Below are 24,723 nucleotides of genomic sequence, written 5' to 3' on the forward strand. Positions count from 1 at the left end.
CAATGTTGCCACACTCACATGTGGCATGACATTGATTTAATCCATACGCCAATCAAAAGGCATATCACCTTGACCACGTAAAGCAAGCATAAGGGTCTGACGCATGTGAGCCAAAACATCACTTGTGTATGGCACGGCTGGTGTACCCCATACTGGTTTAGGCCAAGCTACGTCATTTTGATAGCGGACAACATGGTGAAAATGTAATTGAGGAACCATATTACCTAAAGCTGCAACATTCATTTTGTCAGCACGAAAAACGCGAGCTAACTGGCTAGATAACCAACTTGATTCACGTAAAAACTGTTCTTGGTCAGCTTGACTTAATTCGTATAATTCCGTGATCCCTGGTACACGTGGTACTAAAATCAACCAAGGAAATTGCATATCATTCATTAAACGACATGTTGAAAGCGGAAAATCGCCTACAAAAAAAGTATCTTGAGCAAGTTGTGGATGCAAACTAAACATATCTTTTATAAATGACAATAAACAATAATGGCTAATACTACCACATCAGTTTTGATGTGAATATTATTAGTAGCCCGTTTGCTTACAAATAACAATGATTTTATGCACTTATTCATATCTCAAGGTATAAAAAAGTGCATAAAATCCAATCACAGCAAAACAAATGTTCCGATCAGCTACCGCTTATTAAAAAAACAGAACTCAAGCATGTAATTCACTCATCAATTTTTGTAGTAAATCATTAATAAATTGAATTCGTTTTTCATAATCTTCAAGCTGCACCATCACTTTTAAGCGTTGTCCACCTTCCATACGATAATAGGTCGGGTTCTTTTGCATGAGTTGAATAATACTAATAGCCTGAACAGGAGTATCTGGTGAAAATTCAATGTTGCCGCCTTGAGTATTAATATCAATTTTTGTAATACCCAAATGCTCCGCTTTTAAGCGGATCTGATGCACGCTAAATAAGTGCTTAACTGATTGCGCTGGAACACCAAAGCGGTCAATAAGCTCCATGCGGATATTATCCAGTTTTTCTTGAGTATCTGTATTACTAATACGCTTATAGAATAATAAACGTTGATGTACATCACCTAAGTAATCATCTGGAATAAGTGCAGGAATATGTAAATTAATTTCGGCAGTTAACGACAATGGTGCATCGAAATTCGGTGTTTTACCCTGTTGAATTGCTTTGGTCGCTTTCTCAAGCATTTCCATATACAGACTATATCCGATCGCCTGCATTGAACCACTTTGTTGCTCACCTAACAATTCACCAGCACCACGAATTTCTAAATCTTCCGTAGCGAGCATAAAACCTGCGCCTAATGTAGAAGCTCGTTGAATTGCATCAAGGCGTTTTTCAGCATCACCTTTTAAATGTTTGATTGAAGGCACCAATAAGTAAGCATAAGCTTGATGATGCGAACGACCTACACGTCCACGCAACTGGTGCAATTGCGCTAAGCCAAGCTTATCTGCACGCTCAATTAAAATTGTATTGGCATTTGGAACATCAATACCCGTTTCAATAATGGTTGAACACACCAGCACATTATATTCTTTGTGGTAGAACTGCTGCATAACTTGTTCAAGTTCACGTTCGCGCATTTGTCCATGTGCTACTGCCACGCGTGCTTCAGGAACAAGCATGCGAATATTTTCAGCCGCTCGCTCAATGGTATCTACTTCATTATGTAAGAAGTAAACTTGTCCACCACGTAATAACTCACGCAAAATCGCCTCTTTGATTGAAGCATCTGTATGTTCTTGTACAAAGGTTTTTACTGCTAAACGACGTGCTGGCGGAGTGGCAATGATTGACAAATCACGCATACCAGAAAAGGCCATATTAAGCGTACGAGGAATTGGGGTTGCGGTAAGAGTCAACATATCAACATCGGCACGTAAAGCTTTAATTCGCTCTTTGTCACGCACACCAAAACGATGTTCTTCGTCCACAACCATTAAGCCTAAATCTTTAAACTGAACATTTTCTTGTAATAGTTTGTGTGTACCTACCACAATGTCGACTTTACCATCTGCCAAGTCTTCAATATTTTTCACATGAGTTTTGTTTGAACCGAATCGTGACAACACTTCAATACGAACGGGCCAATCAGCAAAACGGTCTTTAAAAGACTCATAATGCTGTTGGGCAAGTAATGTGGTAGGAACTAAAACCGCAACTTGTTTACCATTTTGCACTGCAACAAACGCTGCACGCATGGCCACTTCGGTTTTACCAAAACCCACATCACCACACACCAATCTATCCATTGGTTTTGCTTGCTGCATATCATACAGTGTGGCTTCAATTGCATTGGCCTGATCAAGCGTTTCTTCATACGCAAAGCCGCTCGCAAATTGCATATAAAGCGATTGATCCAATTCAAAAGCAAAGCCGGGTTTTGACTGACGACGTGCCTGAATATGTAAAAGCTCGGCTGCAACATCATGAATTTGCTCTAATGCCTTACGTTTTGCTTTACTCCAAGCATCAGTACCAATTTTATGTAATGGTGCTAAATCTGGGTCACCACCACTATAACGGCTAATCAGATGCAAGTTGGTTACTGGGACATACACTTTTGCATCTTCAGCATAATCCAGTTGCAAGAACTCATAGTCTTGACCTTCGATAGCAAGTGTAATTAAGCCAGCATAACGCCCCACACCATGATCAATATGTACAACAGGAGCACCTATACTAAGCTCAGTTAAGCTTCGAATCAGAAATTCTTCTGAAACTTCTTGTTGACGCTTACGGCGACGCTGTACAACTCGGTGTTCGTAAAGCTGATTTTCTGAAATAACTGTTAATTGATCAGTTATAAGTAAACCACGGTCTAAAGGTGCATTGGTAATCGCAATTGCAAATTGACTGGTTTTGAATTGCTCAAAATTCTCTACATTCGGAATTTCACCCAAACTTGAACGCAATGCATCTTTTAAACTTTCTCGACGTCCTGCACTTTCCGCAACTAGTAGAACAGGATGGTTTGCTTCATCAATATATTTTTTTACAGCCGCAAATGGTTTTTCTTTTTTTGGATCGACCGGTAATTTAGGTGGTTGCTCAGTTTTAAGATTAAGTGCACCAGCTTTTTCTTCAATCGTTTCTGCACTCACAAGCATTCGTGGAAACTGATTTAAAGCACTCAGCAAATTATTTGGAGAAATAAATAGCTCTTCAGGTGCAAGAATAGGTTGATCAATATTATGACGTCGATCTTCATAACAACGCATAACTTCTTTCCAGAAGTTAGTTAAATCAGTATCAATATCATTAGTTGTAATTACAATGCAATTCTTTGGTAAGTACGTTGTAAACATACTTTGCGATTGCATTTGCTCTTTATCAAAAAATAATGGTAAATAAAACTCAATTCCGGGAGATGCTATGCCATCTAAGACATCTTGATAAATTGGATTTTTCTTAGGATTTGCTGTCGGAAAAAACTCAGAATAACGATCTCGAAAAACTGACCGTGCTTCTTTTAATGGAAACTCTTTAGCTGGTAGAACAGTAAAACTTTTTAGTGTTGTCGTTGTTCTTTGGGTTTCAGGGTCAAAGAATTTTAAAGAATCAATTTCGTCATCAAATAGGTCTATGCGGATAGGAGCTTCTTGCCCAGATGCAAAAATATCCATAATACTACCGCGTACCGCAAATTCTCCATGATCATACACTGTATCTACCAAGTGGTAGCCAGCCTGAACCAGTCTTAATTTTTGCTGTTCTAAATCAAATTTTTGTCCCACTTTTATATCAAAGTGTTTACCTAAAACCCATGAATAAGGTGCAACGCGTTGAGCCAAAGTACTTGCTGAGATGAGTAATACGCCTTGATGCGGCATATTCGATAAAATCGCAAGACGCTCCGAGACAATATCCTGATGCGGTGATAAACGATCATAAGGCAAAATTTCCCAATCAGGGAAAATTGTCGGTTTTATCCCATAAAACTCAAGTTCACTTTCTAATTGTGCAACATGTTGGTTATTTCGAGCGACTAAAACTAATAAAGAAGAATGCTGAGTCGCAATTTCTTTAAGCAATAAAGCGGCTGATGAACCTAATAATGACCCCACCCAACGCTTTTCACCGGCCTTGAGCTGTTGCAAATTCAATTGAGAGATTTCTTGTTGAAACATGTATATGGCTTTTATGAGCTAAAAAGATATGAGGTTAATAGTAGCATGATGTTTTTATTGAATTGAGTTATTTTTCTGAAATCAAGCTACTACTTTACGATACTTTTTTATAGTTCTTAAACAAATGTTTGAACTTATTTATCACGTAGAAACATCACATAATATTGGTTCAATATTTGTATGATTGCTTTAAGTCCAAGTAACTTTTCTTCAGTATTACCTAACCTTTCGACATAGCGTTGGCTTGCAATCTCTAAGTCGATTTTTTCATTAATTTGTGGCGTAATTTGAAATAACTTACGTAAATCATCAAAGTTTTGTAATTTACGATTTGAAAAATATTCAAGATGCTCTGACCATTTCTCGTTAATGACAATATTTTTAATTACGGGTCCGCGCTCAGAATCAAAACTAAGTTGATTCTCTTGTAAATATATTTGCTCTGGTGACTCTTTCGAGCCTTGAAAAAGCTGGCTTAACTTTTTAAACATTTCATCACATCATATTAGTTTCAATGTAAATAATGGAGGCAACCTATTCACCTCCATCACTTACGCTTAATTAATTTCTAGCGACTATTCGTCACCCAAATCATCTAGGAAATCTACAGTCGGTACAAAAAATAAAGTACCAGTTTGCGCAGTACTAAAGTCAAGTAAACGGTCAAGATGACCTTGTTCATTTCCTAGGAACATATTTTCAAGCATTTGGCGTGTTGTACTAAATTTACGCGAATAACCAATAAAAAAAGTACCGTATTCATTTTTTGAAGGATTCGAGAAAGGCATATTGGCACGCATAATTTTTAGTTCATTGCCCTCTGCATCATGCGCTTTACTTACCACATTATGAGCTGTTAAAGGCTTTTCATCATCACCAAGTTCAACATCATTAAACTTCTTGCGTCCAATCACTTTTTCTTGTTCTGCATCGCTTAAAGCACGCCATTTTTCCATGTCATGGGTATATTTTTGAATAAATGCATAACTTCCCCCAATAAACTCAGGATCTTCACTACCCACTAGCGCCCACTGCGCAGCAATTACAGGTTCAGGGTTTTCTGTTCCATCTACAAAGCCAATAATCGCTCGACCATCGAAATAACGAAAACCATGTACTTCATCGATTGGATAAGTCACTTTACCCAACTGTTCATTGATTATACTTCCCAATTCATAGCAGAGAGCTTGTCGATCAGCACGAATATGAAAGAATAAATCACCAGGTGTTGAAACAGCTGTGTACTTTGGGCCTTTAATTTCTTGAAATGTTTCTAATTCCTGTGGCTTTGCTTGTTCGGGAAATAAAATGCTCCATGCATTTGAGCTAAATCCCAAAGTAGCATTAAATTTACTATCCGGATAACGGTTAGATAAACTTCTGGTTAATGCTGAAAAATTAGCAGCAAAATCTTTTACTTTTTCTACAACAGAATCACCTTGAGCTAACCCCAATACAATAAATAATGCATTTTCTCCAGGATGACTTGTTACTGGCTGAATTCTCATACATTCCATAAAAACAGGCCTTATTTTTACAATTTACGGTAGTAATTTAGCATACTCATTTTTTTATCGTACGATTTCTTATTCTTTTATGTTTTGAAAGAGACTGAATTTCCCCAATCTCTTTTAAGTTTTTTAATTTATCTTAACTACCATATTGTTGTTTTAAATATTTTACAATTTGAGCAGATTCAAACATTTTAACCCCTGTATTTGGGTCAACTAGATAAGGTACTTGCATTTTACCTTGCATAATCGGCAATAACTTTTCTCTTTTCCCATCTTTTAAAGGTACATATTTACCCGGTTTTAAGCGAAGAATGGCAGGCCCCATATCTTGCCATCTTTCTTTTGCAACATTATGCAAAATATAAGGAATTTCAAGTTCACATAACAAACCTCTTACTACTCTCGAATATGGGCTTGCTTCAAAACTCCATAATTCAAGTTTTTGCTCAGGTGCAGCTCTATTTACTATTTTTTTATTAATCCAGACCCCACGTGCACCATTCAATAACGTTCCTGCAAATGCCAGATATGGCATTTTTGGATAATTTGAAAATTTCTGAGGTGTTTGTCCTGTCTTTCCATAATGTTTAAATAAGTGATGAATAATATCTTGTGATTCGTATAGCTTATCGCCTGTATTTTCATCAATAAAAAAAGGAAACTGTAATTTACCGCCTATTTGTTTTACAACTGAACGATACTTTGTTCCTCCTTTAGGGCACGGATAAATTTCGACATCCAAATTCAAAAGTGTAATCACTTCACGAACACGACGACAAAATGGTGAACCCTCAAATTCATAGAGTTTTAACGCTTTAACAGGTTGATTAGGAAATGCTGTACCTGTAACCCCTCTACCACCCTCAGCAATTGCAGATGCTACTGCTTGCAGCACTTTAATTTGATGATTCACCATGTCATGTTCCTTTATATTGTGGAGCTAAACTAATTTTTCCTTAGCAATCACAATTCCATTGTTATCTGCATAAATGAAATCTCCAGATTGAATTGTGACTCCACCAAAATACAAAGGAATATCTACTTCACCAATGCCCTTACGATTACTTTTTTGTGGAATTGCTGCCAATGCATGTACACCTAAATCCAGAGTTGCAAGTGCATCAACATCTCGTACACAGCCGTAAATAATCACGCCATTCCAGTTATTTTTAACTGCCGACTCAGCAATCATATCTCCCATAAGTGCACAGCGCATTGAAGCACCACCATCCACAACCAACACCTTCCCTGTACCATCCGTTGCCAATAACTCTTTTACACGTGAGTTATCTTCAAAGCACTTTACAGTTACAACCTGTCCGCCAAAGGTTTGACGCGCACCATAACTTTTAAAGAACTTACCATCCATTGAGGGTATGACCACTTGTAAATCTTTTTCTGGGTTATCATCCAATAAATCACATGTCACAAATGGTACTCTAGACACTTTTATTCTCCCTTATCGAGTTTGCTGTATGCTCAGATTATCATATCGCTTAAATGCTTCAATTTGCGCTAGCGCCGCTACGACCATGGTATGAGCCAATTGCTCAGCAGTAACGGGTTTATATTTGAATGGTTTATGCCATTTATTTTCAATGAATTTAAATAGGCTTTGTCCTAAATCTTCAATAAAACGCACATCGCTACGTTTACCAATTAATAAAGATGGTTGGAAAATCGATAATTTTTCAATATCTAAACTTTGAATATAGTCTTCGAGTTGTCCTTTTACTTTATTGTAAAAAACTGGTGACTTAGCATTTGCTCCAAGCGCACTCACAATTAAGAAATGCATATGTTTATCTTGGATCAAGTCGGCAAAATGAGCATTTATTTCATAGTCAACAGCATAAAAGGCTTTCTTTGAACCTGCTATTTTTAGAGTTGTACCTAAGCAGCTAAATGCATGAGTATGATCATTTACGTCTTCGTCATTAAGTAATAAAAAATCCTCTATGACTAGTTGAGTAACTTTTTTATATGTATTAAGTAGTTGCGATTCTTTTCTAACAACAACCGTAATTGCTTCAAATTCTGGTGTTTGCTCAAGCTGCTCTACAAGAGCTAAACCAACAAGTCCTGTAGCACCTACTACAATTGCTTTTTTCTTGCTTATAGTCATTTTTTATCCAACCTTCTTTAAGTTTGTTTCAAATTTAACCTTTTCTTACGCTTTTAGCAGCCCCTAAAACGGCTTAAAATGCTCGCAAGGCTTGACTTCACGGTGTTGATTCATCACAATATGGCACTTGTTTACGGGCTGGTGATGGTTACACCAGTTTACTGGATTGACCACAGCCCGCCCAGACCAACTTATTTTCAAGGAGTGCAAGAGTGGCAAACTCTGCTCAAGCTAAAAAACGTGCGCGCCAAAACGTTACAGCGCGTAAACACAACGCAAGCTTGCGTTCTATGGTTCGTACTTACATCAAGCGTACTTTAAGTGCAATCGCTGGTGGTGATTATGCAGTTGCTACAGAAGCTTATAAAAAAGCTGTTCCTGTAATCGACCGCATGGCTGATAAAGGCATCATCCACAAAAATAAAGCTGCTCGTCATAAGAGCCGTTTAAATGCTCAAGTTAAAGCGTTAGCTAACTAATTTGAAGCATATAAAAAAAGCCCAATAGGGCTTTTTTTATTATTTATATTTTTTGCTTTTACTGTTCATTATGAAATTTTGATACGTCCAACTCGTAAGCCTTGCCTCTCCAAATCCACTTTAATTTACAGTTGGGAAATTCATCCCCTTCAAACCATACAAATAAACCTTCCATCATTGCAGGCCAATCTGCCTTTTGTATCTGATTATTACCCGAAATTACAGCAACTATAGCTGCAATAATCGTGTCATGACTTACAGCTAAACTTAGCCCACTTTTTGTTTTAGGATGAGTTCGATAAATCAGTTCTAATACATCTAAAACACCAGTAATTGGATGTTTCATGCCTGGCAAAGCATTATTCACAAAACTATTAATAAACCCGAGTGCCCCTTGTTTACGAAAATAAGGAGCAGCCTGCTGAATATCGAGTACAAAACTTCCCGGCTCTACCAATAAGCCTTGCTCAACAATTTCAATCGTATGCGTATTAGGTTCAGGACTTACACCGTCTGCACCCTCAATCATAAGTGCAGCCGTATCGACACAACGTTGAATTGGACTAGAAATACAGTGTTGAATCACACGATCCGTATTTTTAATTAAGTAGCTACCCCATGCTTGTGCAAGCTCACGGCCTTGAGGAGTAAGTTGAAGGTCGTATCCCGCCAAGCCTTGCCCATCTACCAGCTCTCTTAAAGAGTGACGTGTAAAAAGGGTTACAGGGGTTGAAGCATCAGGCAATAAATCAATTGCTTCAAACATGCTTTTAGGCAATAAATCGAGTGCCATTTTGATCGTATCATCTTTTCTCAATATTTTGCCACTATAGCATGTCTACAATAACTCTCAATCCAAAACACCCGATTGAGCCAAAGCTTCAAATGCTATTTTTTTGCTTTCTTGATCACGAAATGCGATAAAGCCCCCGTTTAATACAGTATCACGTTGGTTATATTCAAAGGGTTTACCTTTTAAGGTGAGTAACCCCCCACCTATACTCTCTAATAATCCCTGACCTGAGCTGGTATCCCATTCAGAGGTAGGATGAAATCTAGGGTAAATATCAATTTCACCTTCTAACATCATGCAAAACTTATAAGCACTTCCCGCTTCACGTCGAATTACGGTACGTTTTTTTTCAATCGGTTCAATAAATTTATGATATTTCGGATTTTTACTACTATGGCTTAAACCAATTTGTACAGGTGCTTGTGTTGAATAGGGTTCGCAGTTGGAGCGAGCTATCGTTATGAAGATTGGACTTCAAAAGTAATTGCTGATGTTGCTCGACTTGCTCCTAGTACTGGTAATGATCCAGATGAACCAGAAAATAAAGGTGATCGTAATATCAAATCGGTATTTACCGAATTTCATATTCCACTGCACAAAACTTTAGAAGCTCAAATTGCTGCTCGTTATGATGACTACAATGATTTTGGTGATACCTTTAATCCAAAATTCGCACTTCGTTGGGAACCAATTAAACAACTGATGTTCCGTACCACTTATAGTACAGGTTTCAGAGCACCTACACTTTGGGAGGTTAATGGGCCAAACTCAGTAACGAATACTGGTGCAACATATAATGACCCAGCACTTTGCCCTGGAGGTGTTATACAACCTGGAGGTAAAAAAGAACGCGACTGTAATATGCAGTTTAAACGCCAAAATGGTGGAAACAAGAGTCTTGATCCTGAAGAGTCTAAATCTTTTACAGCAGGCTTAGTCTTTGAACCTGTTAAAAATTTAGCCTTTACTCTCGATTACTTCAATATAGAAGTGGACAAGCAAATTGCTACTCTATCTGAAGCTGCTATTTTTAATGACCCTGTAAAATATGCAGACAAATTTGTACGTAATGCTGATGGCTCACTAAATTATATTATTACTACACAACAAAATTTAGGTGGCATTAAAACATCTGGTTTTGATGTGGGCTTAAGTTGGGTTTCCCCAATGACAGCTACAGGTCGATTTGGTTTCAATATTGATGGCACATATATCACAGACTACAAATATCAAGCAGAACCAGATGGTGAATGGATAGGTGTTGCAGGCTCATATACTGGCTTAGATTATCAATCAATTATTCTTCGCTGGAAACATACCGCCAATGTGAATTGGAACTACGAAAATTGGGCTTTAAACCTACAACAAAACTTCTCACGCGGTTATCAAGATCAAAACTCAAATGATCAAAACCATAGAGTAAGTGATTACACAACTTACAATATTTCAGGCACTTACAAAGGCTTTAAAAACCTAGAGTTAACAGCAGGTATTAAGAATATTTTTGATGAAGATCCACCTGCTTCTAATGTAATTGATAACTTCCAAATGGGATATGACCCACGTTACGCAGATCCTTTAGGACGCACTTACTTTGTACGAGGTACATATAAGTTCTAAATGGTTGTTCTGCAAATATAACACTCAAAAGTTAGTTTGCAGAACAAATACTCATTCTTAGCCAAACAGTTATTTCAAAAATTGTTTGTCTACAGTTTCAGGAGTAACTATGGGCATGACTTTTACAGACATAGAAAATAAATCTGCCAAACGCCTTATTGGTATTGCTGCAGTAATTTTTCTGCATCTTCTTGTTGCCTATATTCTGATGTCAGGTTTAGCAAACAATATTCAAAAACCAGCAGAAAAACCTGTGGAATTACAAATTATTCAGGATATTAAACCGCCTCCACCACCAAAACCAGAGGAGCCTAAACCTAAGGAAAAACCACCTGAACCGCCAAAAATGGTGGAAAAAGTTGCCAAGGTTCCAGAGCCTCCTAAACAGGTTGAGAAAGTTGTGACTCCTGTGCAAAAAAACACTCCAATAGCTCAACCAACTAAAGTTGCGACTCCTGCTCCAGCAGCACCGGCTGCACCTAGTGCACCATCACCAAGTCCAGTTGCGGCACCTGCACCAGCTGCGGCTGCTCCAGCACCTAAACCAGCTGGCGCAACTCGTGGCGTTTCAGAAGGTTCCGCAGGTTGTGAAAAACCAGAGTATCCACGTGAAGCACTGATGAATGAAGAACAAGGTACGGTGCGCATACGTGTTTTAGTTGATACTTCCGGCAAAGTGATTGATGCGAAGGTGAAAAAATCGAGTGGTAGCAAAACCTTAGATAAAGCAGCAACTAAAGCTTACAGCCTATGTACATTCAAACCAGCAATGAAAGATGGTGTGCCTCAGCAGGACTGGTATGAAATTGAATATCCTTTCGTAATTGAATGAACAAATTGAATTAATCAGAAATTAAAAATATTGGAGAAAATATGATGAAAAAATCAACTCAACCGCTAGTACGTTTCGCTTCTGCAAGCCTAATCGCAGCTTGCTCACTGCTCCCATTAAGTACAGCTTTTGCAGAAGAAACGAGCAATACTCCTGTTGCAACCGCAACAACTGAAGCAACCTCAAACTCAAGCACACCGACTCCACCGCCAAAGCCTGCAACGAGTAAAACCGTTAAAAACCCTTATGGTTTAGAAGCACTTTGGCGTGAAGGTGATTTAGTTGCAAAATCAACCCTATTCATATTAGTACTTATGTCTATCGGTACATGGTACATCATCGTTTCTAAACTATTACAACAAGGAAAAGTTAAACGACAAGGAAAAGAAGCTGAAAGACATTTCTGGGAAGCTACTTCTCTTGATAATGCTGCTGAAGGTTTAGAACAAAGTAGCGCTTATCGATTTATTGCAGAAAAAGGAATTAACTCAACTAAGTCACACGGCGGTTCGTTACTTGAACGCATTGACTTCAATACTTGGGTAAGCATTTCAATACAACGTTCAATTGAAAAAGTACAAAACCACTTAAGTGGAGGTTTAGCCTTTTTAGCAACGGTTGGATCTACAGCCCCTTTCGTAGGTCTATTCGGAACAGTATGGGGAATCTATCACGCGTTAACAGCTATCGGGATTTCAGGACAGGCATCTATTGATAAAGTTGCAGGTCCAGTTGGTGAAGCACTGATTATGACAGCTATTGGTCTTGCAGTCGCAGTACCAGCGGTGCTTGGTTATAACTGGTTGACTCGCCGCAATAAAGCAGTGATGGAAAACGTGCGTTCATTTGGTTCAGATTTACATGCAGTTTTATTAAGCGGAGAAATTAATACTAATAATTCAGTTAACCGCAGTATTAAATAATCAGGAGCAAACATTATGGGTATGAGTGTTGGTTCTGAAGATGAAGACGAAATGATTGGAACAATTAACACGACGCCTCTGGTGGACGTCATGTTGGTTTTACTTATTATTTTCCTAATTACGATTCCGGTAGTTACACATACAGTACCTGTGAAACTACCTGAAGAAAAAAATACGCCGTACGCAACTACGCCTGAAAATATTCAACTCTCAGTCAATAAGAAAGGAGATATTTTCTGGAATGAAAGTTATGTACCAAATAAAGAAATTTTATTAGCGAAATTACAGGCTGTGGCGCAAAAAAGACCGCAGCCAGAGGTACATATTCGAGGAGATCAGCTTACCCATTTTGAAGCGATAGATCAGGTCATTAGTACGACCAAACAAGCTGGTATTGGCAAAATTGCCTTTGTTACTACCCCTCCAGCCTCCCCATAACTGTTTTAAGGAGAATCTTATGGGTATGAATGTCGGTTCAAATAATGATGATGATGTGATGTTGGAAGTCAACATGACACCGCTTATTGATGTCATGTTGGTACTCATCATTATGTTTATTATTACCATACCTGCACCCAACAACGCGATTAATATTAATCTGCCAAATGGCACACCGCCACCAACAAATGAAAAGCCACCCGAAGTTATTGATGTAAGAATTGATTCAACTGGTCAAGTATTTTGGAATAATCAAAAGGTTTCTGACCGCAAAGCACTAGAGACTTTATTTCAAGGTGTTGTTGCCAAAAAAGATCAAGACCAGATCAAACTCAAACCAGACCAGATGGCTGAATATAAAAATGTAGCGATGGTGATGGCTACAGCACAGCGTTTAGGTGTAACTAAAATTGGAATTGTAAGCAGTAACTAATATTACTTTTAATCTATTTAACTCTATTAACTCCTGCGCTAACTTGAATCTTCAGTTAGCGTTTTTTTTGAAGCGAAATATTCAACTCTAAAATAATATCTCCACACTCATCATATTCTCCAGTTTCTATAAAACCCATTTTTTTATAAAGTTTTCCAGCCACATAGTTGGATGACTTATACATCGTTCTAATTCGTTTAGCTTCTTTTGTAGCCATTTCATCAATTGCCATTTGCAATCCCTTGGTACCATAACCTTTAGCTTGATGATCTTTGCTAATCATAAAACGAAATAACCAAAATAATGTCTTATCAGGTGGATCAATTTCGACGCAATACATCAGAACCCAACGACTTCATCATTAAAACAGATGACTCTTGGACAGTAATGTTCTTCTACTTTAGACTCAGCAATAGAATATACATTTGGTGCAACATAATCTTTTTGAGATTCATCCAATGATAATCTTGCACATAGAATCCAATTCTTACGATCAAGATCTTTTAAAATAATCAAATGCAAAACCGTTTAGCTATAAATTCCCTTTCTATAAGCACAAAACATACCGAAAATAAAAAAAGCCCCCGAAGAGGCTTTTTTTCAAAACAGGTTAAAATTAGTCACCTGTATAACCTTTTAACTTTAAACGAGCAGCATGAAGTAACGGCTCAGTATAACCAGAAGGCTGTTCACAACCTTTAAAGATAAGATCAGAAGCTGCTTGGAAAGCAATATTCGTTTCAAAGTTAGCTGCCATTGGTTTATACAATGGGTCATTCGCATTTTGCTCATCAACAATTTTTGCCATGCGTTTAAGCACTTCTTCAACTTGTTCACGAGTCACAATACCGTGACGTAACCAGTTCGCAACGTGTTGAGAAGAAATACGCAATGTTGCACGGTCTTCCATTAAACCTACGTTGTTAATATCAGGAACTTTAGAACAACCCACGCCTAAGTCAACCCAACGAACAACGTAACCTAAAATACCTTGGCAGTTATTTTCAAGTTCATTGTTGATCTCTTCTGCTGACCAGTTTGTTTCTGGTGCAAATGGAGGAGTTAACAAGTCATCTAATGACAACATTTCTTCAGCTTTTAACTGATCTTGACGCGCTTTTACATTTACTTGATGGTAATGCATCGCATGAAGTACAGCACCAGTTGGTGATGGAACCCAAGCACATGAAGCACCAGCATTTGGATGAGCAGCTTTAGTCGCTAACATATCTTTCATACTATCTGGTTTTGGCCACATGCCTTTACCAATTTGAGCTTTACCTTGTAAACCACATTTCAAACCAATGGCAACGTTACGATTTTCGTAAGCAGCAATCCATTTTTGTGTTTTAACCGCTTCTTTACGAACAACTGGTGCAGCTTCCATAGAAGTATGGATTTCATCACCTGTACGGTCCATGAAACCAGTGTTAATAAAGATAGTACGATCTTTAGCAGCAGCAATACAGTTTTTCAAGTTTACAGATGTACGGCGTTCTTCATCCATAATACCGATTTTTAAAGATTTCGCGGGTAAACCTAATGCTTGCTCAGCACGTTCAAATAATTCAACAGCAAAAGCAACTTCTTCTGGACCATGCATTTTTGGCTTAACAATATACATAGATCCTTTACGAGAGTTTTTATTTTCGTTCGTACTACGGATATCAGCAACTGATAACAATGGAGTTACCAATGCATCCATAATACCTTCGAAAATTTCTTCACCATCTACCAAAATAGCAGGATTCGTCATTAAGTGACCTACGTTACGAAGTAACATAAGTGAACGACCATGAAGTTTTGTTGTTCCACCAATTAAGTTTTTAATTTCACGGTCTTTGCTTAAAGCACGGACAATTGTTTTACCATTCTTTTCGATAGATTCTTGAAGTGTACCCTTCATTAAACCTAACCAGTTACGGTAACCTTCAACTTTTTCTTCAGCATCTACAGCTGCAACAGAGTCTTCAAGATCTTGAATCGTCGTAACCGCAGCTTCAAGTGTTAAATCTTTAACACCCGCTAAATCAGTTTGACCAATTGGGCTATTTGCATCGATTTCAATAATGACATGCAAGCCATTACTTAAAAGTACAACTTCTGAAGGATTTGCTTCTTCACCATTAAAACCAACGAACTGAGCTTCATGAGCTAAACCTGTTTGAGTACCATCTTTTAAAGTCACAACAAGTTTATTTTGCTCAATTGCATATTTAGTTGCATCTGCGTGTGAGCCTTGTGCAAGCGGGAAAACCTCATTTAAGAAGTTTTTAGCAAACTCAATTACTTTAGCACCACGTACAGGGTTATATCCTTTCCCTTTTTCAGCACCACCTTCTTCTGAAATTACATCGAAGCCATAAAGTGCATCATATAAAGAACCCCAACGTGCGTTTGCTGCATTTAAGCAATAACGTGCATTACGTACAGGTACTACTAACTGCGGCCCTGCTAATAATGCAATTTCTTCGTCTACATTTTCAGTTATGATCTGAAAATCTTCAACTTCTGGTAATAAATAACCAATTTCAGTTAAAAACGCTTTATAAGCACCTAATTCAAATTTGTTATTACGGTGCCATTCATCAATTTTTGCTTGTAATTCATCACGCTTAGCCAATAACGCTTTATTTTTTGGGCTAAGATCGACAACAACTTGCTCAAAGTTCTTCCAGTAAGTTTCACTATCTAAACCAGAACCTGGTAAAGCTTCATTTTCGATAAAATCGTAAAGTTCTTTAGCAATCGCTAACTTGCCTTTTTGAATACGTGCAGTCATTGTCTTTCCTGAAGTTGCTACTTTTTATACCAAGAGAAACCTAGTATACCGATTTAAATTAAGCTGAATACTAATATCACATTCCTAAATAGTAAGCATTTTCCCTTGCAAAACTATTGACAAAGAAAAATTTTTCTATATAGGAAAATATTAAAATTCTAACTAGGTTTCTCAACAATTTATTCAATATTTAAAAATACTGAAACTAGACTTTTTGTTAACAAACAAAAAATTTCAGTATCTGATTTTTCTAAAGCGTATTCAGTTATATCAAACTTTAAGCTGTGAAAAAGCACTATTTAATTAAATTTATCAATTTTTTGTTATAAAAAAAGCGCTCTATTTAGAGCGCTTTTCACAACTATCTTCTTAAGAAGTTTTAGCTTCATCAATTTGTCGGTGTTCTGAATGCAAATAATCATCTGACTGCATTTCCAACAAACGAGAACGCGTACGCTCAATTTCAAAAGCTAATTTCTCGCCTTGATAGATATCAATGATACTATCTTGAGAAGTTAAGAGTAATTTCACGCCACGGTCATAAAACTCATCGACTAGATAAATAAATCGACGCGTTCCTTCTGACAAGAAGTCAGTTAAGTGCGGAACATTGCTGACCAGAACTGTATTATAAATATTAGCAATTTCAATAAAATCTGCTGGGCTACGCGGCTTTAAACAAAGTTCAGAAAACTCACACCATAAAACATCTTCGGTGTGACCTAGTGTTTCAACAACACGGTTATTGATCACAATTGGTTCTTGAGAATTTGCTTGCGTATGCGTTAAGGCAGTATAACGCTCAGATATCCAACTTTGCGCTTCATTGCCCAATGGTGATTTAAATAATTGAGCTTGTTTCAAAACACGTAAACGGTAATCTACGCCCGCATCTACATTTAAAATAGCACAATTCTTTTTAACCATTTCAATGGTAGGTATAAAACGGTCGCGATGAATGCCATTTTTATATAAACCGTCTGGTGCAATGTTCGAAGTAGCAATCAGTGTTACACCACGAACAAATAACTTCTGGAATAAATCACTCAAGATCATTGCATCTGTTACGTTTGAAACGAAAAACTCATCAAAACAAATAACAACCGCATCTTTATAAATTTGATCAGCCACGATATCGAGTGGATTACGTTGACCAGAAAGTTTATTTAATTCTTTATGAACGTGTTGCATAAAGTGATGGAAATGCATACGTGTTTTACGACGAAATGGCACAGACTCATAAAATTGGTCCATTAACCAAGTTTTTCCTCGACCTACACCACCCCACATATAGACGCCTTTTGGAGAGGTTTGGCGACGAAAGCGACGGAAAGCTTTCTTAGAAGCTTTATAGCGGTTTAAAAGTTCCTTCCAAACACGATCTAATTCTTGCACTGCCTGTGCTTGTGCTTCATCTGCCATAAACTGGCCTGAAGCCAATGCCTCAGCATAGCGCTCTGCTGGGGAAGAAGGAGTAAAAGCAGTACTATGAGAAGATTTTAAATTTAACATATCATTTTATTTCAATTTTAACTGAAGAGAGTATAGCGAACATTTTGTCCGACCACATTAGCTTTTAGCATCAAGAGTTATGCTCAGTAAAACTCTTTTCCATATTGCCGAGGGCTCTGCCCAAACCATCTTTTAAACGCATGATTAAAAGCTGCAGGTTCAGAATAGCCAAGCGACTCAGCAATAACTTCTATTGAATATTCTTTATATTCCATAAGTTTAAGCGCCTTATTCTTAATAATCTGTTCACGAATCTGTTTGTAACTCGTATTAAGCTGCTGCAATTGATGCCTTAATGTCCTTTCAGGCATTTTTAAAGCGAAAGCGGTTTCCGCCATGCTCGGGATAATTCCTTGTTGTAGCTCTAGATAATCTTGTACATATTGAATAATGGGTGGTATTTGATGATCTTGCTCATTTAATCGTTTTATTTCTTTAATACATTTCGCTTCATAGATACGATGAGTAATGATATCCGCTGAAGGAACTTTTATTCCAAGCACATTCTTACTTAGGCTAAATGCTGCATGTGTAGAATTAAAATGCAGATCATCTCCATAATATGAGAAATATTGAGCAACGGTATCTGTATTATTTGGTTTGAGAAATGGCAAATCTATACGCATAAGAGGCATTGTTAAGCCCATCATGGTGTAAATATCTTGAATAAATTTATAAGTCCCTGAAATTTCACACTGGGCACGAAGCAAACCAATCTCTGTTTTTAAGTCGACAGGTAAATAGTTCAGAAGGATGTGATTTTCTGTTTCTTGTAAACTTAAAGTGCCAAATAAATGAGTGAGTTTTTGATACTGTATGCCTTTTTCCAATGCAGTTTGTATATCTTGGCTTGTTACAAGTAGCATTAATAAAGGACCATAACCTGCTAATGCATAGTGCTGCCCGATGAACAAACCTTTTTCAGGATCAACATTTTCACTAATAATTTGTTGAATATCCCATTCTAAACTATCGTGAATTGTTGAACTTGGGTCCAAAGAATCTACTTTAATGCCTATATTAGCCAAACGTGAGTCGACATCAATGCCCGCATTGCGCATTCCTTGAATTAAATAGATTAAACCAAGTGCCGATCGTTTCATTCTTCTATCAATTTCCCTAGACTGAAATGTTTTACTATAAAGAAGTAATAAAATTAATTGCCGAATATATCAATTTTCACGTCGGTACAATCATGTTTAAACTGATCAAAAAACGTTAGTCTTGCCTGCAATCCTCTTTACGGTATATGCAGGGTTTACAATGCACAGTGCAAAACAAAACGCTATTCAAAAAACTAAAATCGCAATTATTGGTGCTGGATTCGGTGGCCTTGCAATGGCTATTCGTCTATTACAGAACAAGCAAACAGATTTTCTTATTTTAGAAAAATCTAATGATGTGGGTGGAACTTGGCGCGAAAACCGCTATCCAGGAGCTGCATGTGACGTTCAGTCGCATATGTATTCTTTATCTTTTGCACCTAAAACTGACTGGTCAAAACGCTATGCAGAAGCACCGGAAATTTTTGACTATATTCAAGATATAACTCATAAATATCAAATTAAAAACTACTGTAAGTTTAATCATGAAGTTACTCATGTTCAGTATGATGAAACTCGCCATGTATGGACGTTAGACTTTACAAACCAACCTTCTCTCGAAGCACAATTTGTAGTATTTGCTTCTGGGCCCTTACATATTCCACAAATTCCTCATATTCATGGTATCGAAAAGTTTAAAGGTAAGGTATTTCATTCATCACAATGGGAACATAACTATAACCTTATAGATAAATCAGTTGCCTCTATTGGTACAGGTGGTAGTGCAATTCAATATATTCCAGAAATTGCAAAAGATGTTAAACAACTATATGTGTTTCAAAGAACAGCCGCATGGGTGATTCCAAGAGATGAGCGCAAATACTCAAACTTAAGTAAAGCCCTATTTAAAACGTCTAATCTTTATAGACAAATTCATCGCAGTCGCCTTTATTGGAGTAACGAATCCCGCGTTGTGCCAATTGTCCAGCCTCAAATCATGAAATATGGGCAAAAATTAGCTGAGGCTTTTATACGTTTCCAAGTCAAAGATAAAGAATTAGCTAAAAAACTTACACCAGACTTCGTGATGGGTTGTAAACGCATTCTTATTTCAAATAAATACTTTCCGACATTTAACCGTAAAAATGTTGAATTAGTGACAGATGGTATTCAAGAAATTAAAGAGCACAGCATTATCACAAAAGATGGAAAAGAAAGACCTATCGATTGCCTGATTTATGGGACTGGTTTTATTACCGACCCACGTATTTACTTAAAACATTTTACTTGTATTGGTCGTAACCAAATTGAATTAAAACAAGCTTGGAAAGATGGTGCAGAAAGTTATTATGGCATTATGACCAAAAATTTTCCTAATTTATTTCAACTCGTTGGGCCAAATACTGTTTTAGGTCATAACTCAGTTATTTTTATGATTGAGTCACAAGTTAATTATATTTTACAGCTGATTGAACTTGTCGATAAATCTGGTCAACACGCGATAGAAATTAAACCGGAAGTCCAAGATGCTTTCAATGAAAGAATACAGAAACAACTTCAAGGGACAGTATGGCAAGCTGGGGGCTGTAATAGCTGGTATCAAGCTGCCGATGGAAAAAACTTTTCCTTATGGCCAACTTACACTTGGAAGTATTGGCTAGAAACTCGTAAAGTGAATACCAAAGATTATTTGCTGCTAAATAAATGCTCTAAAAGCTATGCAGCATAAAATGTTCAATACATAATAGATAGGTTGATAACAATCTATCTATTATATGCAATCTGTTAGCCTCATTATTCAAATTTTTATTGTCATAGCTTTTGGTTACTTTTTAGGCCCTAAACTTTCGTTAAATATTCGAAAATTTATTTTCAAAGTTTTGCCCTATTTTTCTTATATTTTACTCACAAGTGTTGCTTTAGAATTAACGATTGCGCTTGATCAAATTAACAATCCTTCTACCATACTACCACCTGCCCTATTAATTGCAGTCACGACATCACTCGGTTCCTTTTTTACATGTTTATTAGCGTATACAGTTTTCGATAAAGAAAGTGTAAAGGGAAAAATTTCACTTCAACTTTTTATAAATGCTTTAAAAAATATTGCAAAGGCATTTTTGGCTTTAGCTGTAGGTATCATTTTAGGTATTTTTTTAACTCGATTAAATGTACATATTCCATTTAATAGCTGGTATTTACTATTACTTTTTATTTTTTTAATCGGAATCGAACTTGCCTTTACTCATTTCAACCGTACATGGTTAAGCTGGAAAATCCTTATTGTGCCATTGGCTGCTTTTATAGGTTCATGTATAGCTGGGTTTCTCAACTATTTCTTACTAGGTAACCATTTTACACTCAACGAAATGCTAGCTTTGGCTCAAGGCTATGGCTGGTATTCAATGTCGGGCATTTTATTTACACAGTTACACTCAGCCGAGTTAGGCGGAATTGCTTTACTTACAGATCTATTTAGAGAAATAGTGGCCATTTTACTGATGTATACAATGGGATGGCGTTTTCCGCGCCCAGCAATCTCAAGCGCTGGCGCTACCTCAATGGATGTAACATTAGCTATGGTAAAACAGTCATGTGGCACACATTATGTACCACATGCCATGATGAGTGGCTTACTTTTAAGTCTACTCGCTCCACTTTTAATTACTGTGTTTTTAAACTTTTAAGCAATTGAAGCAAGAATTGATTTCAACATCTGAGTTGGGTCCTCTGCTTTCGTAATTGGACGACCAATAACTAAATGAGTAGAACCATCAAGCATTGCTTGTTTTGGAGTAACAATACGTTTTTGGTCATCGGCATTGCTACCTTCTGGACGTATTCCAGGAGTAACTAAAGAAAAATCTTGTCCAATTAATTCACGGAGAATTTTAGCTTCCTGAGCAGAACAGACCACACCATCTAAACCACTGTCTTTGGTAAGTTTAGCCAATCTTTTAACTTGCTCTACAGGCTCGATATCTAAACCAATATCTTTTAAGTCCTCACGCCCCATTGAAGTTAAAACTGTTACTGCAATTAGCTGAGTTTGATAATTACCTGCCTTTAAGCGCTCTACACAGGTCTCCATCATTTTACGACCACCAGATGCATGTACGTTCACCATCCATACCCCCAAATCTGCTGCAGCACATACAGCTTGAGCAGTCGTATTAGGAATATCATGGAATTTTAAATCGAGGAAAACTTCGAAATTTTCATCTTGAAGTTTTTTTACAACAGATGGGCCTTCATGAGTAAAAAGCTCTTTACCTACTTTTACACGGCATAACGTAGGATCAAGTTGTTCAACAATTTTTAAAGCGTCATATTGGCTTTTAGCATCCAACGCAACAATGATACTCAAGAGACTTTCTTCCATCACATAAAATCAGCGCTATTATAATAGACAAGTCAGCTACTAATAAAGAAATCTATTGAGACAAGTTTTTGAATAAGAAAATATTGATTTTGAATTTATTTAGTAATTGAAATACAGAAATGAAAAATACTACTCTTTATAACTGGATAAAGAGTAGTATGAAGAATAATTATAACGGAGTAGAGTTTTTATCTTGCGGATAAATATCTACAACAGTTTTTTCATGTCTTACATTTGCAGCTGCTTCTGCCGCTGCCAATTGAGCAGTTTGAATTTGTTCTTTTCTCAAATGATCAATATCTTTGCGAAGACGTTTGATTTCCCAGCCTTTTTGAAAGACTCGGAAAACTTGCACACCTAATAAAAGTCCAACCACAATTCCAAGCGCTAAGGTAAGCAACAATAATAGCCCTAAACGCATTGCTGGAACTTGAGTAAATAATAAATCAACAGGAAGTTCTGTTGGGTTCTGCAAAACGAGTGCTAAAGAATAGCCAAATAAAATAATGAGTAATGCAATTAGAATATAACGCATAGGCACCCCTTATGAGTTTTTATTTATTTTCCAGATTCATTCACTGCATCACGTAGTGCTTTACCTGGTTTAAAGTGCGGAACCGCCTTTGCTGCAACATCAACTGACTTACCAGTTTTAGGGTTGCGACCAACTCTAGGTTCACGGTGATGTAAAGCAAAGCTACCAAAACCACGGATTTCAATACGGTTGTCCGTCGAAAGAGCTTCAATCATTTGATCAATCATGATTTTAACCGCTTCTTCCACTAAAGGTTCAGCCAAGTGTGGATTTTTTAGCGAAATGCGTTCGATTAAATCAGACTTATTAAGAGCTTCAGTAGTCATCTACGACCTCGTTATTTATTACTACTCTAAGTCGTTTGATAATAACCTGTTTAAATACAAAACGGTAGCGCAGTATGTTGAATACTACGCTACCGTTTACAGTAATTTGTATAAAAAGTACAATTTCGTTACATGAAACTGTACTTTGTTAACTTATTACTTCATTTGTGCTTTGATCAAGTCACCAATAGTCTTAGGACCATTTTCTTGAGAAGCTGATGCTGTACGTAAGTTAGCAACTGCTTCTTTCTCTTCAGCTTCGTCTTTCGCTTTGATAGACAAGTTGATAGAGCGAGATTTACGATCAACGTTGATGATTTTCGCTTCAACTTCTTGACCAACTTCTAAGAATTTAGTCGCATCTTCAACGCGGTCACGGTTGATTTCAGAAGCTTTAAGAGTTGCTTCAACTTCGTCAGCTAACTTAACAGTTGCGCCACGAGCATCAACTGCAGTCACAGTACCTTTAACTAAAGCACCACGTTCGTTAGCAGCTAAGAAATCATTGAACGGATCGCTGTTCAATTGCTTGATACCAAGGCTGATACGGTTACCTTCAGCGTCTACAGACAAGATAACAGCTTCAACTGTGTCACCTTTCTTGTAACGACGGATAGCTTCTTCGCCTTGTTCGTTCCAAGAAATATCAGACAAGTGAACTAGACCGTCGATACCGCCATTTAAACCAATGAAGATACCAAAGTCAGTGATAGACTTGATTGTACCTGAAACTTTTTCGCCTTTCTCATGAGACTTAGCAAACTCTTCCCATGGGTTAGCACGAGTTTGTTTGATACCAAGGCTGATACGACGACGTTCTTCGTCAACTTCAAGAACCATAACATCAACTTCGTCACCGATCTGAACAACTTTAGATGGGTGGATGTTTTTGTTAGTGTGGTCCATTTCAGAAACGTGTACTAAACCTTCAACGCCTTCCGCGATTTCAGCGAAACAACCGTAGTCAGTTAAGTTAGTAACACGTGCTTTAACGATAGAACCTTTAGGATAACGGCTCATGATCGCTAACCATGGATCTTCGCCTAATTGCTTAAGGCCTAAAGATACGCGGTTACGTTCACGGTCAAATTTAAGTACTTTAACAGTAACTTCTTGACCAACTTCAACAACTTCTGAAGGATGCTTGATACGCTTCCAAGCCATATCTGTGATATGAAGAAGACCATCAATACCGCCAAGATCAACGAATGCACCGTAATCAGTAAGGTTTTTGATAGTACCTGTAACTGTTTGACCTTCTTCAAGTTGAGCAAGTAATGCTTCACGGTCAGCAGAAGATTCAGCTTCCATAACAGCACGACGAGATACAACAACGTTGTTACGTTTAGCATCAAGTTTGATTACTTTAAACTCTAACTCTTTACCTTCAAGGTGAGTAGTGTCACGGATAGGACGAGTGTCAACTAATGAACCTGGTAAGAATGCACGAACAGGACCGATGTCAACAGTGAAACCGCCTTTAACTTTACCAGAGATAACACCAGTAACGATTTCGCCATCTTCAAAGATTTTTTCAAGTTTAGTCCAAGTTTCAGCACGTTTAGCTTTTTCACGTGATAAAACTGTTTGACCCATACCGTTGTCAAGAGCTTCAACAACTACGTCAACAGTATCGCCAACCTGAACTTCAAGTTCACGTTGTTCATTTAAAAATTCAGCACGATCAACAATGCCTTCTGATTTAAGGCCAGTGTCAACAGTAACCCAGTCGCTATCGATGTTTACAACAACACCTTGGATGACTGCACCCTTTTCAACGTTGAGGTTTAATTCACTTTCTTCAAAGAGGGCTGCAAAAGATTCGGTCATGATATACCTGATAAATTCAGCG

22 protein-coding genes and 3 pseudogenes are annotated in these 24,723 nt (G+C 37.4%); 8 read left to right on the forward strand and 17 right to left on the reverse strand.

The window, feature by feature from the left end:
- Nucleotides 1-36: 36 nt before the first annotated feature.
- From F985_RS13905 to F985_RS13935, 7 genes are all read right to left on the reverse strand, one after another.
- Entirely contained in the window at nt 37-471 is a 435-nt protein-coding gene (locus F985_RS13905; RefSeq protein WP_004701924.1) for an HIT domain-containing protein, read from the reverse strand.
- Nucleotides 472-672: 201 nt separating this feature from the next.
- On the reverse strand, nt 673-4,134 hold the full coding sequence (mfd, locus tag F985_RS13910; RefSeq protein ID WP_004701927.1) for a transcription-repair coupling factor: 3,462 nt from the start codon (nt 4,132-4,134) through the stop codon (nt 673-675).
- 134 nt (nt 4,135-4,268) lie between these two features.
- A complete protein-coding gene (locus tag F985_RS13915) occupies nt 4,269-4,625 on the reverse strand; it encodes a hypothetical protein (protein WP_004701928.1) in 357 nt (118 codons plus the stop codon).
- Nucleotides 4,626-4,709: 84 nt separating this feature from the next.
- A complete protein-coding gene (locus tag F985_RS13920) occupies nt 4,710-5,642 on the reverse strand; it encodes a Dyp-type peroxidase (protein ID WP_025469149.1) in 933 nt (310 codons plus the stop codon).
- 142 nt (nt 5,643-5,784) lie between these two features.
- The gene (locus F985_RS13925) at nt 5,785-6,564 is read right to left on the reverse strand and encodes a glutathione S-transferase N-terminal domain-containing protein (protein WP_004701934.1); all 780 of its coding nucleotides are present in this window, start codon (nt 6,562-6,564) and stop codon (nt 5,785-5,787) included.
- Between the two features lie 24 nt (nt 6,565-6,588).
- Nucleotides 6,589-7,095: a ribonuclease E activity regulator RraA gene (gene rraA, locus F985_RS13930; RefSeq protein ID WP_004701936.1), complete on the reverse strand. Its 507-nt coding sequence runs from the start codon at nt 7,093-7,095 to the stop codon at nt 6,589-6,591.
- A 12-nt stretch (nt 7,096-7,107) separates the two neighbouring features.
- Entirely contained in the window at nt 7,108-7,773 is a 666-nt protein-coding gene (locus F985_RS13935) for an NAD(P)H-binding protein (RefSeq protein WP_004701938.1), read from the reverse strand.
- Nucleotides 7,774-7,985: 212 nt separating this feature from the next.
- On the opposite strand from F985_RS13935, the gene rpsT reads away from it, so the two are divergent.
- Nucleotides 7,986-8,252, forward strand: coding sequence for a 30S ribosomal protein S20 (gene rpsT, locus F985_RS13940; RefSeq protein WP_002117906.1), 267 nt, complete (start codon nt 7,986-7,988; stop codon nt 8,250-8,252).
- A gap of 58 nt (nt 8,253-8,310) precedes the next feature.
- Here the strand turns inward: rpsT and F985_RS13945 are convergent, their stop codons facing one another.
- Together F985_RS13945 and F985_RS0104435 are read right to left on the reverse strand one after the other, a co-directional pair.
- On the reverse strand, nt 8,311-9,045 hold the full coding sequence (locus F985_RS13945) for a histidine phosphatase family protein (protein ID WP_004701941.1): 735 nt from the start codon (nt 9,043-9,045) through the stop codon (nt 8,311-8,313).
- A 57-nt stretch (nt 9,046-9,102) separates the two neighbouring features.
- A pseudogene (locus tag F985_RS0104435) lies at nt 9,103-9,474 on the reverse strand (3'(2'),5'-bisphosphate nucleotidase CysQ family protein); the annotation flags it as partial.
- Between F985_RS0104435 and F985_RS0104440 the strand changes: the two are divergent.
- The 5 genes and pseudogenes from F985_RS0104440 to F985_RS13965 all read left to right on the forward strand — a co-directional run.
- Nucleotides 9,475-10,665: pseudogene (locus F985_RS0104440) on the forward strand (TonB-dependent receptor domain-containing protein); the annotation flags it as partial.
- A 109-nt stretch (nt 10,666-10,774) separates the two neighbouring features.
- A complete protein-coding gene (locus tag F985_RS13950; protein ID WP_004701947.1) occupies nt 10,775-11,497 on the forward strand; it encodes an energy transducer TonB in 723 nt (240 codons plus the stop codon).
- 41 nt (nt 11,498-11,538) lie between these two features.
- A complete protein-coding gene (locus F985_RS13955) occupies nt 11,539-12,420 on the forward strand; it encodes a MotA/TolQ/ExbB proton channel family protein (RefSeq protein WP_004701949.1) in 882 nt (293 codons plus the stop codon).
- Between the two features lie 15 nt (nt 12,421-12,435).
- Complete coding sequence (locus tag F985_RS13960; protein WP_004701951.1) at nt 12,436-12,858, forward strand: ExbD/TolR family protein; 423 nt, start codon at nt 12,436-12,438, stop codon at nt 12,856-12,858.
- Between the two features lie 19 nt (nt 12,859-12,877).
- Nucleotides 12,878-13,291 carry an ExbD/TolR family protein gene (locus F985_RS13965; protein ID WP_004701952.1) on the forward strand — a complete coding sequence of 138 codons (414 nt, stop codon included), beginning with the start codon at nt 12,878-12,880 and terminating at the stop codon, nt 13,289-13,291.
- 55 nt (nt 13,292-13,346) lie between these two features.
- Here the strand turns inward: F985_RS13965 and F985_RS26330 are convergent.
- From F985_RS26330 to F985_RS13985, 4 genes and pseudogenes are all read right to left on the reverse strand, one after another.
- A pseudogene (locus F985_RS26330) lies at nt 13,347-13,807 on the reverse strand (GNAT family N-acetyltransferase).
- Between the two features lie 100 nt (nt 13,808-13,907).
- On the reverse strand, nt 13,908-16,073 hold the full coding sequence (locus F985_RS13975; RefSeq protein WP_004701954.1) for a malate synthase G: 2,166 nt from the start codon (nt 16,071-16,073) through the stop codon (nt 13,908-13,910).
- A gap of 369 nt (nt 16,074-16,442) precedes the next feature.
- Complete coding sequence (gene zapE, locus F985_RS13980) at nt 16,443-17,585, reverse strand: cell division protein ZapE (RefSeq protein WP_004701955.1); 1,143 nt, start codon at nt 17,583-17,585, stop codon at nt 16,443-16,445.
- Nucleotides 17,586-17,668: 83 nt separating this feature from the next.
- Entirely contained in the window at nt 17,669-18,688 is a 1,020-nt protein-coding gene (locus F985_RS13985; RefSeq protein WP_004701956.1) for an AraC family transcriptional regulator, read from the reverse strand.
- Between the two features lie 121 nt (nt 18,689-18,809).
- Here F985_RS13985 and F985_RS13990 point away from each other — a divergent pair, with 121 nt between their 5' ends.
- Both F985_RS13990 and F985_RS13995 read left to right on the forward strand, forming a co-directional pair.
- Nucleotides 18,810-20,357 (forward strand): flavin-containing monooxygenase, encoded by a 1,548-nt coding sequence (locus F985_RS13990; RefSeq protein ID WP_081401290.1) that lies wholly within the window; start codon nt 18,810-18,812, stop codon nt 20,355-20,357.
- A 46-nt stretch (nt 20,358-20,403) separates the two neighbouring features.
- Complete coding sequence (locus tag F985_RS13995) at nt 20,404-21,315, forward strand: LysO family transporter (protein ID WP_004701958.1); 912 nt, start codon at nt 20,404-20,406, stop codon at nt 21,313-21,315.
- Here the strand turns inward: F985_RS13995 and pyrF are convergent.
- The 4 genes from pyrF to rpsA form a co-directional block, all read right to left on the reverse strand.
- Nucleotides 21,312-22,010, reverse strand: coding sequence for an orotidine-5'-phosphate decarboxylase (gene pyrF, locus F985_RS14000; RefSeq protein ID WP_004701959.1), 699 nt, complete (start codon nt 22,008-22,010; stop codon nt 21,312-21,314). The genes F985_RS13995 and pyrF overlap by 4 nt on opposite strands.
- Nucleotides 22,011-22,179: 169 nt before the next feature.
- Entirely contained in the window at nt 22,180-22,545 is a 366-nt protein-coding gene (locus F985_RS14005) for a lipopolysaccharide assembly protein LapA domain-containing protein (protein WP_004701960.1), read from the reverse strand.
- A gap of 23 nt (nt 22,546-22,568) precedes the next feature.
- On the reverse strand, nt 22,569-22,871 hold the full coding sequence (locus F985_RS14010; protein ID WP_004701961.1) for an integration host factor subunit beta: 303 nt from the start codon (nt 22,869-22,871) through the stop codon (nt 22,569-22,571).
- A gap of 156 nt (nt 22,872-23,027) precedes the next feature.
- Nucleotides 23,028-24,701: a 30S ribosomal protein S1 gene (gene rpsA, locus F985_RS14015; protein ID WP_002050239.1), complete on the reverse strand. Its 1,674-nt coding sequence runs from the start codon at nt 24,699-24,701 to the stop codon at nt 23,028-23,030.
- Nucleotides 24,702-24,723 lie beyond the last annotated feature (22 nt).

This window comes from Acinetobacter seifertii (genome assembly GCF_000368065.1).
Lineage (GTDB): Bacteria > Pseudomonadota > Gammaproteobacteria > Pseudomonadales > Moraxellaceae > Acinetobacter > Acinetobacter seifertii.